This window comes from Sphingomonas mollis, from assembly GCF_016427505.1.
In the GTDB taxonomy this organism is placed as follows: Bacteria; Pseudomonadota; Alphaproteobacteria; order Sphingomonadales; family Sphingomonadaceae; genus Sphingomonas; species Sphingomonas mollis.
The window spans coordinates 167,278-188,416 of sequence record NZ_JAELXS010000004.1 but is presented as its reverse complement, the minus strand read 5'-3'; the positions used below and the strand labels follow the sequence as shown (position 1 = coordinate 188,416).

Annotated in this window: 14 protein-coding genes; 3 read left to right on the top strand and 11 right to left on the bottom strand. The window is 67.1% G+C overall.

Annotated elements, in window-relative coordinates; all coding sequences use genetic code 11:
* Window positions 1-34: 34 nt before the first annotated feature.
* The 3 genes from JAO74_RS08740 to JAO74_RS08730 are packed head-to-tail and all read right to left on the bottom strand — an operon-like array spanning window position 35 to window position 1,310.
* Window positions 35-601, bottom strand: coding sequence for an RNA polymerase sigma factor (locus JAO74_RS08740; protein WP_199037074.1), 567 nt, complete (start codon window positions 599-601; stop codon window positions 35-37).
* On the bottom strand, window positions 598-1,026 hold the full coding sequence (locus tag JAO74_RS08735; RefSeq protein ID WP_199037072.1) for a periplasmic heavy metal sensor: 429 nt from the start codon (window positions 1,024-1,026) through the stop codon (window positions 598-600). Before JAO74_RS08735 ends, JAO74_RS08740 begins: the two co-directional genes overlap by 4 nt.
* On the bottom strand, window positions 1,023-1,310 hold the full coding sequence (locus JAO74_RS08730) for a hypothetical protein (RefSeq protein WP_199037070.1): 288 nt from the start codon (window positions 1,308-1,310) through the stop codon (window positions 1,023-1,025). The genes JAO74_RS08735 and JAO74_RS08730 overlap by 4 nt, the downstream gene beginning before the upstream one ends.
* Window positions 1,311-1,439: 129 nt before the next feature.
* On the opposite strand from JAO74_RS08730, the gene JAO74_RS08725 reads away from it, so the two are divergent.
* Together JAO74_RS08725 and JAO74_RS08720 are read left to right on the top strand one after the other, a co-directional pair.
* Window positions 1,440-2,861: a DUF4139 domain-containing protein gene (locus tag JAO74_RS08725; RefSeq protein ID WP_199037068.1), complete on the top strand. Its 1,422-nt coding sequence runs from the start codon at window positions 1,440-1,442 to the stop codon at window positions 2,859-2,861.
* Window positions 2,861-4,405 carry a DUF4139 domain-containing protein gene (locus JAO74_RS08720; protein ID WP_233150819.1) on the top strand — a complete coding sequence of 515 codons (1,545 nt, stop codon included), beginning with the start codon at window positions 2,861-2,863 and terminating at the stop codon, window positions 4,403-4,405. The genes JAO74_RS08725 and JAO74_RS08720 overlap by 1 nt, the downstream gene beginning before the upstream one ends.
* 13 nt (window positions 4,406-4,418) lie before the next feature.
* Here the strand turns inward: JAO74_RS08720 and JAO74_RS08715 are convergent, their stop codons facing one another.
* Window positions 4,419-5,756: a hypothetical protein gene (locus tag JAO74_RS08715; protein WP_199037066.1), complete on the bottom strand. Its 1,338-nt coding sequence runs from the start codon at window positions 5,754-5,756 to the stop codon at window positions 4,419-4,421.
* A gap of 286 nt (window positions 5,757-6,042) precedes the next feature.
* On the opposite strand from JAO74_RS08715, the gene JAO74_RS08710 reads away from it, so the two are divergent.
* On the top strand, window positions 6,043-7,836 hold the full coding sequence (locus JAO74_RS08710; protein ID WP_199037064.1) for a di-heme-cytochrome C peroxidase: 1,794 nt from the start codon (window positions 6,043-6,045) through the stop codon (window positions 7,834-7,836).
* A gap of 7 nt (window positions 7,837-7,843) precedes the next feature.
* Here JAO74_RS08710 and JAO74_RS08705 read toward each other — a convergent pair whose 3' ends face one another.
* The 7 genes from JAO74_RS08705 to JAO74_RS08675 all read right to left on the bottom strand — a co-directional run bounded on the left by JAO74_RS08705 (window position 7,844) and on the right by JAO74_RS08675 (window position 20,973).
* Entirely contained in the window at window positions 7,844-8,317 is a 474-nt protein-coding gene (locus JAO74_RS08705; RefSeq protein ID WP_199037062.1) for a hypothetical protein, read from the bottom strand.
* Window positions 8,318-8,347: 30 nt separating this feature from the next.
* Window positions 8,348-11,431: an ATP-binding protein gene (locus JAO74_RS08700; protein WP_199037060.1), complete on the bottom strand. Its 3,084-nt coding sequence runs from the start codon at window positions 11,429-11,431 to the stop codon at window positions 8,348-8,350.
* A complete protein-coding gene (locus tag JAO74_RS08695; RefSeq protein ID WP_199037058.1) occupies window positions 11,424-12,695 on the bottom strand; it encodes a hypothetical protein in 1,272 nt (423 codons plus the stop codon). The genes JAO74_RS08700 and JAO74_RS08695 overlap by 8 nt, the downstream gene beginning before the upstream one ends.
* Complete coding sequence (locus tag JAO74_RS19145) at window positions 12,692-13,813, bottom strand: trypsin-like peptidase domain-containing protein (RefSeq protein WP_199037056.1); 1,122 nt, start codon at window positions 13,811-13,813, stop codon at window positions 12,692-12,694. Before JAO74_RS19145 ends, JAO74_RS08695 begins: the two co-directional genes overlap by 4 nt.
* The gene (locus JAO74_RS08685) at window positions 13,810-15,939 is read right to left on the bottom strand and encodes a DNA/RNA non-specific endonuclease (RefSeq protein WP_199037054.1); all 2,130 of its coding nucleotides are present in this window, start codon (window positions 15,937-15,939) and stop codon (window positions 13,810-13,812) included. The genes JAO74_RS19145 and JAO74_RS08685 overlap by 4 nt, the downstream gene beginning before the upstream one ends.
* A 269-nt stretch (window positions 15,940-16,208) precedes the next feature.
* The gene (locus tag JAO74_RS08680) at window positions 16,209-17,849 is read right to left on the bottom strand and encodes an amidohydrolase (protein ID WP_199037052.1); all 1,641 of its coding nucleotides are present in this window, start codon (window positions 17,847-17,849) and stop codon (window positions 16,209-16,211) included.
* A 73-nt stretch (window positions 17,850-17,922) separates the two neighbouring features.
* Window positions 17,923-20,973 carry a TonB-dependent receptor plug domain-containing protein gene (locus JAO74_RS08675; protein WP_233150818.1) on the bottom strand — a complete coding sequence of 1,017 codons (3,051 nt, stop codon included), beginning with the start codon at window positions 20,971-20,973 and terminating at the stop codon, window positions 17,923-17,925.
* Window positions 20,974-21,139 lie beyond the last annotated feature (166 nt).

Below are 21,139 nucleotides of genomic sequence, written 5' to 3'. Positions count from 1 at the left end.
TTTCCTTTCCATACGTAGCGCCGCTGTCCAGCCCTCAGATTTCGTCCCGATCCTGTGACAGTGCGGCGCGGGCGCGGCGGATGCGGTTCTCGACTGCCTTCACGCTGATGCCCAACGCTTCCGCCGCCTCCGCCTGACTCAGCTCGTCGACGGTGCAGAGCAACAGGGGCTCGCGAAGCGTCGCCGGCAATCGCCCGATTGCCGCCATCGCATGGGCGAGATGCTGCCGGTCGATCGCGCTTCCCTCGGTATCCGCCGCCGCATCGGGCACCTGTTCGCCGCTTTCGATCGGCAGGACACGCGACAGGAACCGCCGCACCCGCCGGCGCCGGGCATGGTCGCGGCATTTGTTGATCGCGATCCGCGCCAGCCATGCGCGCAGCGACCGGTCCGTATCGAACCGGGCGAGCGCGCCGTGCGCGGCGATGAACGTCTCCTGCAACAGGTCCAGCGCCTCGTCCGCATCGCCGACCTGCGCGACGATCAGGCGATAGAGCGGCTGCTTGTGCCGCATCATCACGGCCGCGAACGCCGCATCCTCACCGCGACGACTGCGCAGGACGAGATCGCGGTCGTCGAGCCGGGCCAGCGCCTCGTTCACGAAGTGGCGGTCAGCGCCCGTACCACCACCCGGTCGAACGCCGCCGTCTGATCGGGCCGCAGCACCCGCCGCATCGCGAAGACATGCGCCAGCGTCGCTTTTTGCAGCACGCCCATCGTGTGATGCGACCGGTCGACGGCATCCGCGACGCGGGGACCGTTCTCATGTTCCTGCTCGATCGCGACGGCGAGCGCGGCATTGTCGCGGCGCAATTGCGCCTCCAGCCCCGCGCGCGTGGTGGCGAAACCGGCCTCCAGCGCATCGATCCGCGCTTCCTGATCCGGGTCGAGCGCGATCGTGCGATGCAGCAGCGCATGGATTTCGGTGCCCTGCGTCGTGGCCGGCATCATGATCCGGCAACCGATATACGCGCCCGCCAGCCCCGCCAGTAGCGCCAGTATGATGGTCGGCAGCGTGCGGTTCATCGGCCGAGCAACAGGGTGGAGGGGGCGAGCATGGCGTCGATACCGATCGGGCTGGCCGCCCGCGCCGCCATCGCGCCGCCGGCCATTTCTCTGGCGGCCAGGCCGCCGCCGGTCAGGCCGATCGCCAGCGCCGCCGCCACCGACCACAGGCCGGCACGCCGTGCCGCCGTCGCTTCCCGCGCGCGATCCTCGATCGCGGCGAAGACCCGCGACTCCAGTCCATCGAGCGGCACCGGGGGCAGGGCGGCGCACAGGGTCGCCGCATGGTCGATCGGGTCGGGCATCACGCACTCCATTTCCATGTCATTATACGCAAAGCTCGCCCGATCCCCTCAAGCCGTTTCGGATCAGCTTGCGGCATTGCGGGCGAACCGGCGACGTGCAAGACGGGCATAAACGGGGGAGAGAATGCGATGCGGGCGACGACAGCGATCTGGGCCATGCTGATCGCGCCGGGGGTAGCCGCCGCGCAAGAAGCGCCGCAACAGGTAGCGCCGGGACCGGCGACGGCGGGGCAGGGCGACGTGTCCGTCACGATCTACAACAACGACATCGCGCTGATCCAGGACGTGCGGCCACTGGCGCTGGGCAATGGCCGGGTCAGGCAGAACTTCCCCGACGTCAGCGCCGCCATCCGTCCGGAAACCGTCTCGCTGAACGTTGCCGATGCCGCGATCGTTGAACAGAATTTCGATTACGACCTGCTCAGCCCGACCAGCCTGATGGAAAAGGCGGTGGGCGAAACGATCACGCTGCTCCGCACCAACCCTGCGACCGGCGCCGAGACGCGTGAGCGGGCGAAGGTGCTGGCGGTCAACGGCGGCGTCGTGTTGCAGATCGGCGACCGGATCGAGGTGTTGCGCGACGACGGCCTGCCGGTGCGCGCGATCTTCGACAAGGTGCCCGACTCGCTCCGCGCCCGCCCGACGTTGTCGGTGACGCTGGCCAGCACCCGGTCCGGCACGCGGCCGGCGACGTTGTCCTATCTCAGCCGCGGCTTGGGGTGGAATGCGGATTACGTCGCGCTGTTCGATCAGAAGAGCGGTCGCATCGACGTGCAGGGATGGGTGACGCTGCGCAATACCAGCGGCACGACGTTCACGATGGCGCGCACGCTGCTGGTGGCCGGCGACGTGGCGAGCGACGACAATCAAAACGGATACCAGCCCCGGCCGCCCCGCCGCGCCAGCCGCATCGTGCAGGCCGGGACCGAAACCTCGACGCGCGAGCAACTGGGCGATTTCTACCTCTATCCGCTGCCGGAACGCACGACGATCGCCGACAAACAGACCAAGCAGGTCAGCTTCCTCGACGTGAAGGGCGCGGCGGCCAGTTCGGGCTATGCGTTCCGGAACGACTGGTTGGGCACGGCCGACGAGCCGCGCAGCGCCTCCAGCGTGCTCCGCTTCGCCAATTCGGGGGCGGCGGGGCTGGGTGATGCGCTGCCGGCGGGCACCGTCCGCGTCTATGTCCGCGATGCGCGCGGCCAGCCGCAATTCACTGGCGAGAACCGGATCGACCATACGCCGCAAGGGTCGCAGATATCGCTGGCCACCGGCGATGCGTTCGACGTGAAGGTGCGGCCGACCGTGACCGCGCGGACGAAGATCAGTGAGACCCGCTGGCGCACGGCGATGCGCTATACCCTGACCAATGCGAAGGCGACGCCGGTGACGGTAGAGTTGATACAGGCGGGCTTCGACTGGACCGATACGCGCATCGTCGACGAAAGCCGCAAGAGCGAGCGTCGGGATGCCGGCACCGTCATGTGGCAGGTGCCGGTGCCGGCGAACGGTCAGACGATCGTCACCGCGACCTTCGACACCCGCTATTGATGCGCCTGCCGGCGTGGCTGGGCGCGTTGCCGATGCTGGCGCTGGTCTCCGGCGGGCAGGCGGCGGCGCAATCGGTGGTGGCCGCGGCGCCGATGATGGTCAGCTCGCCAGCGCCCGATGGTGTCGCCGTCACCGTCTATCGCGCGCCGTGGCGCGGGCGGGGCGACCGGATGGACCTGCGCTATCTGGGCGGCTTCGCGCTCGTCACCGAAACCCGCAAGGTCCGCTTGCCCAAAGGGCCAGCGGTGCTGCGGTTCGAGGGGGTCGCGGCGGGCATCGTGCCGGTCAGCGCGATCATCGATGGCCTGCCCGGCGGCACGGTGGAAAAGAACCGCGACGCCCGCCTGTTGTCGCCGGCCTCGCTGGTCGACGGTACGCTCGGCCGTGATGTCACGCTGACACGTACCGACCGGGCGACGGGCGAACGACGATCGGAGAATGCGACGATCGTTGCGGGGCCGACCCCCGGCATCGTGCTGAAAACGGCGGCGGGGATCGAGACGCTGCGCTGTTCCGGCCTGCCCGAACGCCTGAGCTTTGCCGGCGTCCCGGCCGGTCTGTCCGCGAAACCGGTCCTCAGCGTCGCCACGGTGACGCCCACCGCGCGCACCGCGACGGTGACGCTGTCGTACCTGGCGTCGGGGTTCGACTGGAGCGCCAGCTATGTCGCGACGCTCGCGCCCGACGATCGCAGTCTGACGCTGTCGGCGTGGCTGACACTGGCCAATGCCAATCCCGAACGCTTCGCCGATGCGGCGGTGCAGGCGGTAGCGGGGCGGCTGAACCGCCGGGCGACCGACGAGATGACACGTCAAGCCGCCGAACTGGAACTGCGTTGCTATCCGCTCGGCACGACGACATCAGACTTGCCGCAAAAGGCGTTCGAGATGGCGGACGAGATCGTCGTAACCGCATCGCGGATGATGGCGCCGCCACCTCCTCCACCGCCCGCTCCGTCCGCTCCTCCGGCACCACCTCCGCCGGAGGATCTGGGCGATCTGAAGCTGTACCGCGTGCCCGAGCGCGTCACCGTGGCCGCCAATGCGCAGAAACAGGTCGCGCTGCTGGTATCCGGCACGGTGCCGTTCGAGCGTCGTTATCGCCGGTCGCTCTATCCCGGCCAGACCTTGATCGCCGCCCCGACCGCCAAGCAACTCGTCCTGCGCAATCGGAAGCAGGACGGTCTCGGCTTTCCATTGCCGAACGGCACCACGTCGCTCTATCTCGACCGGCCCGGCGGCACGCTGCTGCTCGGCACCGGGACGATCGCCGACAAGGCGGTGGGCGAGACGGTGCGGATCGCGTCGGGCGCCAGTCATCAGGTGCTGGTCGAGCAACGGTCGATCGTCCGGGGCGAGGATTATGTGACGATCACCAACGCCAACCCGTTCGCGGTCGTCGCCGAACTACCGATCGGCGGCGCCGGGCAGAAGATCGAGGCGGAGGGCGATGCGTTGGTCGCGATCGACGGGGTCGCGACCTGGGTGGTGCCGCTGCCGGCGGGGGCGACGGCCGAACTCACCTATCGATATGAGGTTCGCTGAGGGCGATAGCGCCTTACACCACGACATCCCCCGCCCGCTGCAACGCCTTCAGCATCACCGCCGCGCCGCACTGCGCCGATCGCGCGTTGCGGTCGAACACCCCGTCCCGCACGAACTTGCCCTTGTCGTAATGATTGGAGAACGACCAGAGATACGGCGTCGGGATATCCACCGTCGGCCGGCGATAGCCCCAGCCATTATATGCCTCCCACCGATACAGCGCTCGCGGCACCGACCATTCGCTCTGCCCCGCAAATCCCTCCACGGTCAGCGCATCGACCGCACTGTCGATCCAGGCGAAGGGCGGCTGGCCCGTCGTCGGCCGTCCGCCCGGCACCTGGACGGTGCGCGCCGATAACGGATCGCCATTGTGCAGGTGGCTGGTGAAGCTGAACGACGCTTCCATCGCGTGAACGATGCCGACGAACCACCACGGCACCCCGGTCGCCGCGGCCACACGCTCATATTGCGGTCGTCCCTTCACCAGCATCATCCGGTGCCACGCGACGACGCCGGCCTTGTCCGCCGGCACCTGACAATCGTCGAACAGGATCTGATACGGCCCGCGCAGGGCGTCGAAGGTCGGGGCGGGCGCTTCCTCGATCAGGCTGGCGGGATCGACGCCGCTGCTGCGTACCGCCTGATTATAGGCCTCGATCAGTGCATCGACGCTGGCGTTCAGCGTCGTCAGCCGGACCAGCAGCGGCACCGCCGGATCGGCGGCGGCCGCGATCGTGGCGGCCAGACCGCGTTCCACCTCCGCCAGCGCCTCGTCGGGATCGTCGGCGGTGGCAACGGATTCGGTCTGCACGAACGCGGCCTCGACCGGCCAGCGGCGGGCGTCGTCATATCCCGACTTCGTCTCGACGACCGAGAAATGCGCGTGGTGATGATGGGCGTTGGCCCCGGTATATGTCCGCCACGCCCATGCCGGCGCCTCGCCCTTGGGTTGCGCACTGGCGATCCGCCGGTTCGAGATGACGTATTTGATCCGCGCGTCCTGCGACCGGCGCAGCACGTCGGCCAGCCGGTGCGCGTCGCAGCCGCCGTCCGGATCGTGTGTGATGTCCATCCCGGTCACCACGCCGACGCCGCCATCGACGATCCACGGATTATGGTCCGACGCGCGCGAGGCATGGGCGGGATCGCCGATCGTGCCGTCGCTCGCCTTGCCACGCCGGGGAGCGGCGGCGTTCACGGCCTGACGGAGTGCCAGCAGCGCCTCCGCCACGCGCCACTGGCGGGCGGGTGTTTCCTCGATGATCGAGCCTGCGGAAAGATCGCCGTCGCTGTGCGGATCGATCGGGTCGTCGATCGGTCGATCCTGTGATGATCGGTCGCCGGACTGCATCACATCTTCTCCCCCGGGCGAGTCGCGGCCCTATTGTCCGTCGATCATGGGACAATCGGCAAGCAGTGGAAATGTGGTCGTTGCGAGGGGAAAGATATGTTTCGGATAATTCTCCGATTAATCAATTTGATAGCTTCGATTTCGGAGAAAATTATATTTCACCGAAAGTATATTGAGTATGTCGTTGCTGATATTTGTTGAATAGAAACAGGCTCATCATACCGGCTCACTTGACCATGGGGCGGCAGAGTGAGACTTTCCCCTGATACAGGGCAGGGGCAGCGTCATGACGATATTACGCGCACGCAGTTCGGGATCGACGCTGCTCGCGCTTGGTGCCATCGCCACCTTCTTCACCGCCGCCGCCTGCGGTCGAAAAGCACCCGCGCTCGGCTGGAGTCAGGGATGGTCGCCCACCGAACAACGCGACTGGTATTCCGCGACGCAGGGGTCGCGCCTGTTGCCGCTCGCGTGGTTCAGGGCGCTGGAGCAGGCGGATGCGCCGACCCCGTTCGCCGATCCGACGCATCTGGCCGGCTATCGCCTGTTACCCGGCGCTGCCAACGACCTGCCGCTGGGCTTCGCGGTCGACGACAATGACGACACCGATCTGGGCGTCTCGAAGCTGCGCTGGTTCACCGGCCAGTCCAGCCGCGAACGCTGGGTCGGGCTCAACTGTTCGGCCTGCCACACGGCGCAGATCGAATATGGCGACAAGTCGCTCCGGATCGATGGTGGCCCGTCGCTGTTCGATTTCCAGCGCTTCATCGAGGATTTCGACCGGGCCCTGACCGCGACACGAACCGATCCGGTCAGGTTCGATCGCTTCGCCAGGGCGGTACTGACGACCGGCGACACCCCCGCCAACCGCGACCTGTTGCGCGCCGCGCTCGGCAAGCTGATCGATTGGGAGAACCGGGTCGAAACGATCAACGCCACGCCGCTGCGCTATGGCTTCGGGCGGGTCGATGCGTTCGGCCATATCTTCAACAAGGTCGCGCTGTTTTCCGGCGCCGCGCAGCCGACGCCCAACCCCGCCGATGCGCCGGTCAGCTATCCGTTCATCTGGGACATCTATCGCCACGACAAGCTGCAATGGAACGGCATCGTCAGCAACGCGCGCCTGTCGCTGGGTGGGGGCCGGTATCTGGATTACGGCGCGATGGGGCGCAATTCGGGCGAGGTCATCGGCGTGTTCGGCGATGTCGTGACGCGGCCGGGCAACAGTCTTGGTGGATACAAGTCCAGCCTGTGGGCGGACAACCTGATCCGGCTGGAAACGCAGCTGTCGACGCTGAAGGCGCCGGCCTGGCCCGCGCAACTGTTCGGCGCGATCGACGATACCGATGCCAAGCGCGCGATGATCGCCGCCGGCAAGACCCAGTTCGGGGTGCACTGCGCCACGTGCCACGCGCCGCAACCCGGCACCGCGCCGTACAAGGTGACGATGGTGCCGCTGACCGCGACCGACCCCAATGCCACCGATCCATGGATGGCGTGCAACGCGATCACCTACAGATCGGCGACCGGCAATCTGGCGGGCACGCCGGCCGGTTACATCGGCGGCGGCGAGAAACTGGGGGCGGATGCACCACTCGCCGAAATGCTGGAAACCACCGTAAAGGGGGCGATGCTGGGCAAGAAAGGCCAGATCGTCGGCCAGACCGCGCGCGTCTTCTTCGGCGTCGGCGGCCGGCCGCGCGTCGTCATCACCGAGGCACCCGACCAGCGCCCGGAAATCCTGAAAGCCTGTCTGGAGGCGAACAGCCCGTTCATGGCGTACAAGGCCCGCCCGCTCGACGGCATCTGGGCGACCGCGCCATACCTGCACAACGGATCGGTCGCCAATCTGTACGAACTGCTGCTGCCCCCGGCCCGTCGGCACAAGACGTTCAAGGTCGGCACCCGCGTCTATGATCCGACGCTGGTCGGGTATTCGACGCGCGACGATGCACCGGGCAACGCCTTCACCTATGACACCGCACTGCCCGGCAATGCCAATATCGGCCATGATTACGGCGCGGCGACGCTGACCACCGATCAGCGTCAGGCCCTGCTCGCCTATCTGAAGACGCTCTGACGCAGCCTCATTCGCCGCGATAGATATAGGGCAGCACCGCGCCCCAAAGCAGCGCCGCCAGTGGCCCGGCAAAGGCCAGCCCCTCGGGCAGCGCGATCGGCGATGTCGGCGCGCCGATCGCAGTCAGCCACAGGATGAACGACACCAGCGAAATCGCGATCGCCGGCCATTGCGGCCTGCCGGTGGCCGGATCGAGCGTCGATCGATAGCGGATGAAGATCGTCAGCGCCGCACAGATGCCGACGATCACCCACAGCGCGCCCGCCCGCACCGATGCCGATGGCGTCTGAACCAGGGCAACCGCCGACCCGTACAGACCGAGCGCCTCCGCCGGCACCAGCTTGGCGATCCGCGTTCCCCAATCGTCGCCCGCGATGGCGATGGTGGGGACAATGGCGGGGGTCGCGGCGGCGCCCGGCACGCTTTCCAGCACGACGCCCTTCTGTTCGATCACAACCGGCTTTTCGATCCTGAGTGTCATGCCCGAAATCCTTCATGAAAGATGCCGTGGTCAGTTCTTCGTCATGGTGCCCGTGCCGCAGACCCACAATTCCAGCGTGCCGGGCCGTGCCGATTTGTAGCGACCGGGATCGAGCCGCTTGATCGTCACCGTACCCGGTCCCAGCCCCGCCGCCCCGATCGCTGCCCCGGCGATGCTCGATGCGCGCGCCGCCGCCTCGGCATCCTGACGGAAATAATAGCGCAGCTCCGGCACCTCGATGCACGGATCGACCTGTTCGACGCGCGGCACGACGAAGCCCTCACCCGCCAGCGAGGCGCGGATCGCCGCAGCCGGTTGGGGGCCGACATCCTTCACCTCGATATACACCCGCGCCGGGCCGGTCGGTGCCGCCACGGCGACGGGCGCCACCGCACCGCCGCCACCGGATGCCGGCACGTCCGCCGCCAGCGCCGCCTGCAATGCCCGAAAATCGATCTTCGTGGCGGCGGCGATCGCCGCGATGGTCGTGCGGCCAGGCAGGTCGCTGGATGCGGCGGAGGCAGAGGCAGAGGCAGAGGCAGAGGCAGAGGCAGAGGCGGGGGGAGGGGCCGGCAGCATCGCGGCATCGGCGACCAGCCTGCCGTCCGCCGCCCGCGACACCGCGATCTTCCACAACAGGCGCGGGATCGTGGCGCCGACCGGGCCGTCGCCGGCCACCGCGCCGGTATAATAGACGACCCGGCTCGCCTGCGGATCATGGCCCAGCCGCATCCACGCCAGCGTCGCCGGCCACGCGGCCAGCGGCGCGCGCCGGGCGCCCGTCGCATAGAGCGGCTGCATCGTCGCGATCAGGTTCGTCCCCCGCGTCGCTGATGCCGCCTGCGGCCCCCATGCGACCTCGCGCCGATCGACCAGATGTGCCAGCACGATGCCGGTGCGGGCCAGCGCCACCTCGTCCGGCTGACCGTCCAGCCGGGGCCAGCGATACAGCGCGTTGGCCGGACCGATCGACCCCGTCCGGCTGCGATCCAGCTGACTGACGATCAGACGCGGCACGCCGCTCGCCGGATCGAAGAAGACGCGCATGTTATCGAGGTCTAGGCGCACCAGCCCGGTCGCGATGACCCGCGGATCGATGGCCGCGCCGGTGTTCAGGAAATCGGCGGCATAGCGTGGCGCACGGCCCGATCGCGGCCAGGGCGCGGCGGTGTCGGTCATGCCGGCAAAGGCGGCGGGCAGTTCGCCGGGCGGGATCGAACCGCGACTGACCAGCATCTGGATGAACTGCCGCCCGGCATCGTCGTCGATGCTGGATGCGTCCGCCTGCGCGGTCAGGCTGGCGGTGGCTTCGCTCAGTTTGGCGGTGGTACTCGTCAGACTGGACAATTGTCGCTGCTGTTGGTTGACGACATGATATTTCAGGAAAAGGATCACCGCGACCAGCACCACCGCACAAAATGCCGCAATCGCCAGTCCGGTCCAGATGCGCTGCTGGATCGACCGCGCGCGTTTCAGGAACAGGTCGACGCGCCGGTCGCTGACCGGATCGACGCGCGCCCGCTGACGATAATCCTCGCGGATCGCCTCCGCCTCGCGCAGCGCCCGGCCGAACAGCAGGTGTCCGAACGCGCGGTCCGATGCAATCCATCGCTGTGCCTGCGCATCGAGCGACAGATAGGCACGCTCCTGATCGCGCACCTCAAACGACCAGCGGCGGAGCAGGTCCCAGTTGCGGATCAAGGCTTCGTGGACGATCTCGACCCGGTCCGCCCCCCGGTCGCTGCCCGGCGTGACGCGGATCAGCGCGGCGGCGACGAACGGGGTCAGGATGGTGCGGATGCTGTCGGGCGGCAGCAGCCGTTCCAGCTCGCCCCGCGTTACCCGGTCGCGGACGAATTCGTACAGCAGCGACGGGCGCACGAGTTGCTGGAAGATGACGCGGCAATTCTCCTTCGCCTGCGTGCTGCCCAGCCCGTCATGGATTTCCTGCGCGGCGTTCGACAGCGCGGTCGATGGCCCGCCGACCTCGTCATAGGTCGCCATGGTAATCCGGTTGCCGTCGCGCCGCTTCCACAGCCGGAGCAGCGCATATTGCAGCAGCGGCAGCGCCGCCGGATCAGTGCCGACATCGGCGACGATGCGGTCGACCACCCCGTCCTGAAACACCAGCCCGACCTGCGCGGCCGGCGCGACGATGGCGGCACGGATATCGTCGATCTGGAGCGGCGGCACCCGAAACTCGGGCGCGGCGGCCAGATCCAGCGCCGGCAGCACGCGGGCGGCGCGTTCGTTTTCCAGATATTCGTCGCGGATCGTCACCACGACATGTGCGCGCGGCAGATCGGCGATCGCCGCGATCGCCTGCGCGGCCCGGTCGCGTTCCTCGGGCTGGCAAAGGCTGAACAGTTCCTCCATCTGATCGATGATGAGCATCAGGCTGGCCGTCGCGATGCGCGCGGCGACGATCGGTCCGGCACTGGCCGGGGCGGCATCGACGTGTTGGCGGAAATGGTCGATCCACGCGCTATCGCCGACGCCCGGTGGCGCCAGCGCGCTGGCGAGACTGGCGACGGGATCGCGACCCGGCGACACGACCGCGATCACCCAGTCCGTCCCGGTCGGTTCGTGCCGCACCGCCGCGACCAGCCCGGCGCGGACCAGCGACGACTTGCCGGTACCGGATGCGCCGCTGATGACGACCAGCGGCGCGGCCAGCACGTGCCGGAGCAGATCGGCGACGACCTTGTCCCGGCCGAAGAACTTCGTCGAATCCGGCGCGTCGAATGCGGCGAGACCGACGAAGGGATTGGCCTGTTCGTCCAGCACCGGCGACTGCGCGGCATCGAATGACGCCAGTATCGGCCGTGTCACGGGCGTCGGGGCGGGGGCAGGCGACGGTGCGGCGCTGCCGGTACTGGCCGGCGCGGGGTCGTCCGGCAGGCGGGCGAGCGTCGCGGTCCAGTAGTTTATCATCGAGCGGATCGCATCCCGGTCGCCGACCGATTCGATCTGCACGCCCGCCGCCGCCGCATCCGCCACGAACGCCGCCGCCGCCGCCCGGTCGAGGTGGTCGTCGGCCTGCGCATCGAGCAACTGGCCATGGCGCAGGCACAGCGCCTCGAACCCGACCGGGGCGACCCTGGCGTCAACCATGGCCGACCTCCCCCTTCAACAGGGCGATCAGGTCGGGCCGTTTCTGTACCGACCGCCCCAGCCAGGCGAGCAGCGACTGGTCCACCGCCATGAACCGGCTGCGCCCGTTCGAGATCAACTCGCTGATCCGGTCGCGTGCGGCATCGATCACCGGCGGCGCGACCGGGGGTTTCAGGTCGACCGTCGCCAGCGCGATCAACTGCACGATCGGCGAGGCCCAGTCGGACACGGGCTGGGCGCCACAGACCTGCGTCAGTTCGCGCAGCGTCAGTCGCCATATCCGGTCGATGTCCCCCGGTGCGCCGGGCTGGTTCTCGACCACGATGCGCTGGAGCAGGTCGAACTGCCGGTCCAGCCGCTGCCATTTGCCATGTTCGGCGATCGCCGCGATCAATTCACGCGACACCTGATCGGCAAAGGCGACGTACGAGGTGATGAGCGCCTCGAACCGCGTACCCGCCGTCGACTGGACGAGCGGGGTGAAGAATTGCAGCGCCAGCGTGAACGGCTGGTTCGCATCCTGCGCGGTATTGAGCATCGAAACATCGACGCTGTTCAGCCCTTCGTCGACGCTGGCGGCCAGTTCGCTGGCGGCATCGTTCAATGCATAATCGTCGCCCGCCGCCAAAGCCGCGTCGATCGCATCGATCGCGCCGCCCATCGCCGCGCGGAAATCCAGCAACCGCACCACCCCCGCCCGGTTCAGGTCGGCGATGGCGGCATCGATCCGGTTCAGTTGCTGGCGAAACAGCATCGTATAGACCCGCAGTTCGGGCCAGCGCGGCTTGGCCATCGCGGCGCTGCGCATCAGCGGCAACAGCGGCTGGAGCACGTGCAGCGCGTCGTGCATCCCCTTATACGCCGTCACCGCCGCCATCAGCGCGTCGATCTGGTCGAGACTGGTGCGCAGCGTCACGGCCTGCACGCTGGTCAACGTCGCGCCGATCATCGCCTCCAGCGCGAACCGCTCCTCGCTGACGGCCGCCAGCGCGGGCGGATGCGCGGCGCCGATCGCCTTGCGCAGGCCCGCATCGGCCGGGCGCGCGAGCAGCAACGGGCCGAGCACCAGCGCCGCCTGTTGCACGCGATCGAGGAACGTCAGCGCCGCACCGACTTCGATCCGAAACCCTGCATCGGCGACCTCGTTGCGGATCTGCGCATCCTGCGTTCGGCACGCCGCCCAGAACGCATCCTCCGCATCGCCGAACGACAGGGCGATCACGTCGGTCAGCGTCCCGATGACGGCGTCGCCCAGTTGCGTCATGGCGCGTTGCCCGCCGCCGCGATGTGCCGTGCCACCATCCAGATCGGTACCGCCTGATTATACGTCGGCGCGATCGTCGCCTGCGCTGCATGATGCAGGCCGATCAGATCGAGTTCGGACGAGAAGCACGGCGACCCCGACGATCCCGGCCCGGTCGTCACGTCATAACGAAGCCGCAGCGCCTTGCCCGGAAAGTCGGTGATCGTCCCCATCGCCAGCGACAGCAACTGCCCGGCGGCATGTTGCGACACGAACATGAAGTCTCCCACCGACAACAGGCGCGGTGTCGCATCCAGCGGATAGAAACCACGATCACCGCCGCCGATCGGCTGCGCCAGATGCAGCAGCGCATAATCGAGTTCGTTCGGCGCCGGCTCGCCCGCCCCCGACATATCGCTGGCGCTATAGGGCGAGAAATGACCCGGTTTCGCGGTGATGCCGATCCGTTGGGTCCGGGCGACGTCGCTGTTGAAATCGAACTCGCACTCCACCTGATCGAACGTATAATCGTCGCGGATCAGCCCTTCCACGACGTGGTAATTGGTCAGTACCAGATCGGTCCCGACCAGAAAACCGGTGCCGGCCGACCCCGGCACGCTGATGCGACAGATGCGCGGCATCAACTTTTCCAGACCGGTCAGGAAACGGCCGAAATCGATCAGTTTCGATCGCCGCGCGACCAGTGCTTCCAGACTGGCATGGGGGGCTGGCGCCGGCCCGTCCAGCTTGCCGGCCAGCGCGGCGACGGCGGGATCGGCGGGCAGCGCCGCCTGCGCCGCCGCGACATATTCGGCTGCCGTCGCCGGGGGTGGCATGGTCTCCGTCCGCTCGGTCGTCGTCGCCGTCAGTCCATGCGCCGCCGCCAGCGTCTGTAACCGGGGATTGCCCGGCCGGTCCGCGAACGCCAGCGCCAGGAAGCGTTCGGTGTCGCCCTGTTGATCCAGCAACACGGTCAGGTTTTCGACGACGCGGCGGAACGGCGCATCGGTGTTGACCTCGTTTTCCAGGATCAGCCCGCCCTTGAACCGCAACAGGCTCGACAGGCGCGGCTTGTCATAGGCGGACAGGATCGCCGACACGAGCGCCGCACCGGCATCGTCGCCCCAGCCAAGCGTCACGCCGCGATCCCCGCCGCCGCCGCGATCGCATACGCCGCGCTGGTCCCGCCGCGATCGGCATCATGCAGGATATCGGGAAAGGTCAGGCGGCCGATCCGCTTCTCCAGCGTCGCCAGATCGATCATCGACCGGCGCCAGTGCGCATCGAACCGCAATGCCTCCGTCGCCACCCCGGTCAGATCCTGTTCCAGCAGGAAGCCATAGGCGCCGATTCCCGCGCCATCGGGCGCGACGATCACCTTCCAGAACGCGCGCGGGATCGCCACCGTCACCGGGCCGGTGTCATCGACGCCCCGGAACGGCGGATCGTCATCGGCCAGCACCGGCCCCGCAAAGATCGTCAGGCGCTGCGTCGTCGCCTGTCTGAACACCGCGTTTTCCAGATCGCCCCAGTTATCCGTCCCATGCTGACGATTGAACCCAGCCACCTGCGGCGAGCAATTGGTGACGTGAAAGGTATCGCCATTCGCCCGGCGGCGCTCGTCGACGGTCTCGCCCCAGACCACGTCCGCGCGCCGAACCAGATGTCCCTTGTCGAACGCCCCCCGATCCTGCGTGAAGAACCGGTCGGGCAGTTGCTCGATGCCGCGCAGGCGGGGATCGGGAAACCACCGCTCGGTATCGCCGACGCCCAGCCCGCCGAGATCGTCGCGCCCGTCGCCGGACCCGCGCGCCGGCGGATCACGACGGAGGTTCGACGCGGTGAACAGCGCCAGCCGCCGCCCGGCATGCATCGCGATCGAGAAATGCGTATAGGGAATGGCCGTCGCGCCATCGCTCATCCGCGCCAGACTCGCCGGATCGGATGCGACCGGCAGCGGGATGGGGAAACCCAGAAAGTCCGGATCATAGCCGCGCCGGTTGGCGTAATCGCCATCGTGCCACGGCATCACCGCGCGTTCGAGCGTGACGCTCTCCGGCGTGACGGCAGGCGTGGTCAGGTCGCCCAGCGAGACGGTAATCGTGAGCGGAATTGTGATGCTGGCGGTGGCCCTGCCGGCCGACGTCGCAACCGGGGCAGGGGCGGCCACCGCTGGCTTCACCGGCGCCGCCACGACGGCCGGCGTCTCGACGCCTTGCCACCATCCGTCCCATGCCCCGCCACTTGGCGCGGGTCTCGGCACGGCGAAGCTCAACCCCGCGTCCACCAGTTGCGCATCGAGCGCCAGATCGCGCGCCGGCACAGCATAATTGGTGTCGAGATACGCGCCCCCGAAATGCAGCCCGACGACCTGACCCGTCCTGACCGACACCACCGCCGACCCGGAATTGCCGCCCAGCGTTGACGCATCGTGCGTGGATGCGTTGACGCTTTTCCCGAAACTGTCGACGGCACGGCGCGGCAGGCGATGGCCCGGTTGCAGGCGCTTCACGTCGTACACGCCGCCGAACACCTGATCCTGTATCGCCCGGCTGAAGCGGGGATTGAACGCGGGATAACCGATCACGACGATCTCGTCCTCCGGCCCCTCCGGATCGGCCGCCGACAGCGTCAGCGGCGCGAACGGCACATCGGCCACCTTCAACAGCGCCATGTCCCAATAGGGGTGGATGAGGACCACCGACGTGATCCGGTACCGTTGCGGCACCTGTCGCGCGGCTTCCTCGACGAAGTTCATCGCCGCACTGGCGCCGGGTCTGAACGACAGGCCACGCCCGGCGCCATCGACGAACAGTTCGGCGACGTGCCGGTTCGTCATCAACAGGCCCGGCCCGACCAGAAAGGCGGTGCCGCCATAGGGAATGTCGTGGCGATCCGGCAGTTCCAGCCGCCCGATCGCCGGGATCGCCGGCGTGATGAGCGCGCGCACCGCGGGGTCGTTCAGGTGCAGCCAGTCGCGGTGGGTCACGCGGTAGTCGTCGTCGGCGATCAGGATCGCCGGCCGCCGATCGGGAATGATGATCGCCTCCAGCGCGAAATGCTCGCTCGGCGTCATCTGCTCCGGCCGATCGAGCTTCGCCGCCGCCCCCTCCACCGCGTTCTTGTGCGCATCGGGCAGGGCATCGAAGTCGGTTACCGGCGCTTCGCCACCGGCCCCCGGCAGTTCGAGCGATTCCAGGCCCGCCTTGTCACGGGTCGTCCGAAGCAGAAAATTGACCGCCGCCCGCGCATCCGACTCCGCCATACCGCACCCCCTGCGATGAACGGACAGTATTTGCCGGATGCCAGGTCATGTACAGCGGTTTCAATTGTTCGATAGCGAAGTGAAGAATGCAGTTTGTTCCGCGATAAGCGTTTGCAGGCGCGGTACTTTCAACTGCAAGTCGGATGTAGCACTGCTCCCAATAATACAAATGTTGTTGTGAGCGCCGCGGGTTGCAGGCTGCGGTGCCCGCCAGCCTCGGATGGCACCGGACCGATCCCGCCGGTGACGGGATCGGTCGGGCAATCACCTCATTTGGCTTCAGGGGTGGCAGTACCAACCGGTTGGGCGACGGCGGGATATTTGATGCCCAACTGGTCGAGATAGGTCGGATACTTCGCCGGATTATAATAGAATTTCTTCATCTCCGGCCGCATCCGCTCCATGATCTCCTTGTTCAGATGGATGGCGGGCGGGTCGTTGGCGGTGACGACGGGATCGTATTTCTGGTCCTTGAACTGCACGTCCTGCTGAAACGCCTTCGCATCCGCCACCAGTTGCGGAGTGGTCATGATGTCGAGGACGGTCATCGACACCGCCTTGGCGCCCGCCACCGCGCCCTTGTGCGCGATCGGGGTGGCCATCGCGATGGCGGACAGCACGTTGTGGCCGATCATGCTGGGGATGTTCGACGGATAGCGGACGGTGATCGTCGGCACCGTCCACATGATGTCGCCGATATCGTCCGATCCGCCGCCCAGCGACCGCTCGCGATTGGCGGGCGTGGAAAGGTCGGCGACGGTCGTCGGCAATGCCTTGATCGTGCGCTTGTTGGTTTCCTGCACGGTCCTGGCAAAGGCTTGGTCGTCGGCGCTCCATGTCGGCATGCCGACCGCCTTGATATTGGCATAGGCGGCCTCGGCCAGCGGCTTGTTGCCGTAATTGGGGGCGGCATAGCCCAGCAGCTTGTGTTCGACGGTGGTGCCGGTCGCCTTGGCGGCGGCGTCGGCGATCTCGTTGCCGGTGGTGTACAAGTCGCGGACGCTGCCGAAATCCAGATCGCGGAAATAATACCAGACGGTGGCCAGATCGGGGACGATGTTCGGCTGTCCGCCGCCATTGGTGATGACGTAATGCGACCGCTGCGTGACGGGCAGATGCTCGCGGCGCATGTTCCACGCCACGTCCATCACCTCGACCCCGTCGAGCGCGCTGCGACCCTCCCATGGCATGCCGGCGGCGTGCGCGGTCTTGCCGTGGAACGTGTATTCAGCCGACACCAGCGCGTTGTTGCCGCTGTTGCCCCAGCCGGTGCTGAAATCGCTGCTGACATGCGCGAAGATCGACATGTCCACGCCCCTGAACAGGCCATCACGGACATACCATGCCTTGGTCGCGAGCAGTTCCTCGGCGACACCGGGCCACAGCATCATGCGGCCCGGAATCCTGTTCTTCACCATCACGTTCTTGGCGGCGATGGCGGCGGCGATCATCATCGGCATGCCCGAATTATGCCCCTCGCCATGCCCCGGCGCGCCTGCGACCATCGGCTTCAGCGTCGGCGAGCCGGGATATTGCGACAGGCCGAGCAAGCCGTCGACGTCGCTGCCCAGCGCTACCAGCGGACCGCCGGTGCCCCATGTCGCGGTCCAGGCGGTCGGGATGCCGGCCACCCCCCTGGTGATCGTGAAGCCCTCCTTCTTCAGGATGCCGGTCAGATATTCCATCGTCTGAAATTCCTGAAAGCCCGGCTCGGCGAAGCTGAACAGGGAATCGACCATCTGCTGGATCAGTTTGGCGTGCGCCTCGACATCGGCGATCGCCTGTTGCTTCATCGCGGCGCTGGCGCCGGTGGGTGAGGGGGCGGCGGCCTGCGGCGCGGCAGCCGCGGCGGGAGTGGTGCAGATACCGGCGCCGACGAGGGCGGCGGCCAGAATGCGAGTATCGGCCATGTTTTCGTCTCCTGAAGGAAAGGGGGGGGGGCGGACGGCGACAGCGATGCGCCGCCCGGATGCCGGGTAAGCGTCAGATGCCGATGCGCACGCCCATCCGGAAAACGCGGCCGAGCACGTCGTACAGCGCGCGGTTCGTCTGCGGATAGGCGGGGGTGTTGTTGCCGGTCGGCCCGTTGGCGACGAGCACCGGATCGCTGTTCAGCACGTTACGGATCGACAGGAAAACCTGCGCCTTGGCGCCGCCCGTCTCGAACGAATAGCTGGCGTTCAGGTCGTAGAAGAACTGGCCCTTGATGCGGTTCAGGTTGACCGTGCGGAAATCGGCGGTCGAAAGCGGGCAATCCGTGGTGCAGACGACATAGTTGTTGTTGTACACGCCGCCGCTGACACCGCGGGCGATCCCCTGGATGCTGAACCCGGAGTCGAGATCGTATCCGGCGGAAAAGCGATACGTCCAGTCGGGCAGGCCGCCGACATTCTGGCCGGCCAGATCGGTCGTCGCGGTGACGCCGTTGTTGCTGGTCAGTTCGAACGCATAGCTGGCCAGTGCGCGCAACGTCATGTTGCCGGGGCCGACCGCGCGGCGATAGCTCGATTCGATATCGATGCCGCGCGTCTTCACGCTGACGAAGTTGGTCGGCTTCACCTCGATGCTGGTCACCGGCAGGCCCAGCGTGGTGACGCCGCGACCGCCGGTGGTGGAGATGAACGAACAGGCATCGGCGATGCTCTGCTGATAGCATTGATCGACGATCGTCTGGGCGAGCAGCGAGTCGATCGCCCCGTCCAGCTTGATGTCGTAATAATCGACCGAGGCGGCGAAGCCCGGCAGGAACGTCGGCGTCAACACCACGCCCGCGCCGTACGTCTTGGCGATTTCAGGCCGCAGCGCGGCGTTGCCGACGGTGGACTCGTTGAACTGGTTGGCCGCGACGCTGCCGTTCACCTGCGGTACGTTGACGGTGTTGGTGCGGCCGGTGCCGGGTGCGAACAGCTCGCTGAGATTGGGGGCGCGGATGTCGCGGGATATCGTGCCGCGCAGCTTGATATCGGGAATGACCTGCCACGTCAGGCCGGTCTTCCACGTGTTCACCGTGCCGGAGGTGGAATAGTCGGTGAAGCGGAACGCGCCGTTGAAATCCATGCCTTTGAAGATCGGAACGACCGATTCGATATAGGCTTCCTTGACGTTGTACCGCCCCCTGGTGGGCAGGTAGTTGCCATAGATCCACGTGCCGGTGGTGACGCCGTTGGCGACCAGCGGCTGGAACAGCGGATCGACCGACCCGGTCACCGATTCTTTGCGCGACTCCGCGCCGAACGCGACCGAGATCGGTCCCGCCCACAGATCGAACAGGCTGTTGGTCGAAAAGTTGATCGCCGCGACCTCCTGTTTCAGCTGCTGTTTCCGCAGCGGCTGGAGCCCGTTGTAGAGGACATAGGCGATCGCCTCCGGCGAGGCGCCGTTGGTACCCAGGCGGTTGAGCGGCGCGCAGGAGCGATCGTTGTTGTTCGGGTTGGCATCGACGTTGATCCGGCACACCACCGTTCCCGGCGCATAGCCGCCGTTGTTGCCAGCCACCGCGACGACGGCATCGGTCGCCGCCGCCATGCGCGCGATGTTCCAGGTGTTGGTCAGCAGCTCGTTCGTCTTCGTCTTGCCCAGTTGGTAATATCCGCCCCATTTCCAGTCGCTCGACCCGATCGAGAACGCACCGTCCGCGCCCGCGACATAGCGGAACACCTGCCGCTCGTTGTCGCTGCCCTGTGGCGGCAGGAAGATGTTGCTGGTGCCGATCTGGATCGACGTCAGGTTGTTGGCGACCATCGCCGCGCGCGTCGCATCGGGCAGATAGGCGTTGTCGCGCTGGATGGTGACGCCGGTCGTCGGCGTCTGCTGGTAAAAGCTCTGGCCGCGGTAATTGCTGTACGAGAACTGGCCGTACAGCTCGACCAGCGGCGACACCTCGTAGCTAAGGCGGCCGAAGACGCTGCTCCGCTTTTCCTCCGGCTGCAACGTCGCGCTGCTGCGATGGCCGGCGGTGGTGATGTCGGTATCGCCGCCGACCATCCACTGGCCGCTGGTGGCGCCGAAATTGAGCTGGTTGACCGTCGCCTTGCCCGTCGCCGGATTGACCGATCCGAAATAGGTGCCGCGCAGCGGACCCGTGCTGATGAGGCCACCCGGCGTGAACTGGCCCGTACCGATGCCGGACTGGATCAGGAATTCGTTGACGCACGATGTGTTCAGCGACGCCGCATCGGTACAGCGAGCGGCCGAATAGGCCGGGTTGTTGGCGAGGAAATAACCGCTGTCGTTCCAGTCGCGATCGATCGTCTGGATGCCCTTTTGCGAGAAATGCTCGCCCGACACGATCAGATGGCCGCGCCCGTCCGCGAACGCCTTGCCACCGGTCGCCGTCACCTTGTGGTTCGGCGCGTCGCCATAGGTGGTGACGCCGTGCTCATACTCCATCTTGAAGCCGGTGTAGTCGCGATCGAGGATGAAGTTGACGACGCCCGACACCGCGTCCGATCCATAGGCGGACGAGGCACCGCCGGTCACGACCTCGACCCGCTCGATCAGCGCCTGCGGAAAGGTGTTGACGTCGACCTGACCCGTCGTGGTCGAGGCCACGGAGCGCTGGCCGTCGAACAGCACCAGCGTGCGGTTGGCGCCCAGATTGCGCAGGTTGACCGAGTTGATGCCGGCCGCGCCGTTGCTGAGCGATCCGTTGCTGCTGGCCGACGTGCCGCTGCCGCGAACCGCGGGCAGGGTGTTGACGAAATCGGAGATATTGGCCGGTGCTTCCGCCTTCAGTTCCTTGGCGGTGATGACGCTGACCGGGGTGGGGGCGCTGTATCCGTTGCGTTCGATCCGCGACCCGGTGACGACGATCGCCTCTCCCTCTTCGGCCGGGGTATCGCCGGTGACGGGATCGACCGCCATTTCGGGTTTGCCGCCCGGAACGTTCGTCGTCTCCCGATCGGTCGGGGCGGATTTGGCCGGGCCACGCTCGGTCTGGAAAGCGATATCCTGCGGTTCGGCGACGGTCTGCGCCGATGCCGCCTGGGTGGCGCAGCAGAGCGCCAACAGGCCGGTACCGGTGAGGGTGCGCATCCTGGAGCGCCGGGCAAATCGGGCATGCGTGGCAGAAGCGCCGTGGCCGGCGCCGTACAGAACAGTCATGGATAGCCCCTTCAGATGATCGGGTGCCGTCCAGATATCCCCCCGGTATCGCTTTCGTTGGTTCCTGCCTGCTCTGTTCGTCTGGCCGGGTGTCCCG

What these genes read in the sequence shown, in the direction of transcription:
- JAO74_RS08725 (WP_199037068.1), top strand. Translation starts at nt 1,440, where the DNA reads ATGCGGGCGACGACAGCGATCTGGGCCATGCTGATCGCGCCGGGGGTA.
- JAO74_RS08715 (WP_199037066.1), bottom strand. Translation starts at nt 5,756, where the DNA reads ATGCAGTCCGGCGACCGATCATCACAGGATCGACCGATCGACGACCCG.
- JAO74_RS08680 (WP_199037052.1), bottom strand. Translation starts at nt 17,849, where the DNA reads ATGGCCGATACTCGCATTCTGGCCGCCGCCCTCGTCGGCGCCGGTATC.
- JAO74_RS08730 (WP_199037070.1), bottom strand. Translation starts at nt 1,310, where the DNA reads ATGCCCGACCCGATCGACCATGCGGCGACCCTGTGCGCCGCCCTGCCC.
- JAO74_RS08695 (WP_199037058.1), bottom strand. Translation starts at nt 12,695, where the DNA reads ATGACGCAACTGGGCGACGCCGTCATCGGGACGCTGACCGACGTGATC.
- JAO74_RS08735 (WP_199037072.1), bottom strand. Translation starts at nt 1,026, where the DNA reads ATGAACCGCACGCTGCCGACCATCATACTGGCGCTACTGGCGGGGCTG.
- JAO74_RS08705 (WP_199037062.1), bottom strand. Translation starts at nt 8,317, where the DNA reads ATGACACTCAGGATCGAAAAGCCGGTTGTGATCGAACAGAAGGGCGTC.
- JAO74_RS08700 (WP_199037060.1), bottom strand. Translation starts at nt 11,431, where the DNA reads ATGGTTGACGCCAGGGTCGCCCCGGTCGGGTTCGAGGCGCTGTGCCTG.
- JAO74_RS08710 (WP_199037064.1), top strand. Translation starts at nt 6,043, where the DNA reads ATGACGATATTACGCGCACGCAGTTCGGGATCGACGCTGCTCGCGCTT.
- JAO74_RS08685 (WP_199037054.1), bottom strand. Translation starts at nt 15,939, where the DNA reads ATGGCGGAGTCGGATGCGCGGGCGGCGGTCAATTTTCTGCTTCGGACG.
- JAO74_RS08675 (WP_233150818.1), bottom strand. Translation starts at nt 20,973, where the DNA reads ATGCGCACCCTCACCGGTACCGGCCTGTTGGCGCTCTGCTGCGCCACC.
- JAO74_RS08720 (WP_233150819.1), top strand. Translation starts at nt 2,861, where the DNA reads ATGCGCCTGCCGGCGTGGCTGGGCGCGTTGCCGATGCTGGCGCTGGTC.